Annotated in this window: 1 protein-coding gene; it reads left to right on the top strand. The window is 43.4% G+C overall.

Going from position 1 to position 401, the window contains the following annotated elements; genetic code table 11:
• The coding region (locus ACO0LB_RS20600; protein WP_423052580.1) for a hypothetical protein at window positions 1-401 on the top strand (401 nt) is incomplete at both ends.

Consider the following 401-nt stretch of genomic DNA (forward strand, 5'->3'; position numbering starts at 1 on the left):
TGAACCTAGACACAGGTTACATAGTTGCCAATGCTGGCAACATAATATATGGTGGCTATAAGTCCTGTGTTATCTGGCATGATGGTGGACTATGGAATGGGTCGGATAATGGATTTGAAGGCAAGCATTATGGGCTCATTGATTACAAGTGTGACAATGTTGCCGGGTCGTTATTTAGCAAGCTGTCATGTGAACCTTGTGGACTTTACTGTGCCAGAAACGAACTCGTTGATGGCTGTCAGGCATTTGGCATCCCTATGATGGTTGGGATGATCATTGGATTCTTGCTCTCGGTATTAATTATGATGGCTTGGTCTAAGTGGGCCAGAGATCCGATCTTTGACAGCATATCTAACAAGTTTGACGGTATTAGAGAGAGTAAAAGAGAAGCAAAAGTAGCC

Source organism: Undibacterium sp. SXout7W (genome assembly GCF_049339385.1).
GTDB lineage: Bacteria > Pseudomonadota > Gammaproteobacteria > Burkholderiales > Burkholderiaceae_D > Undibacterium.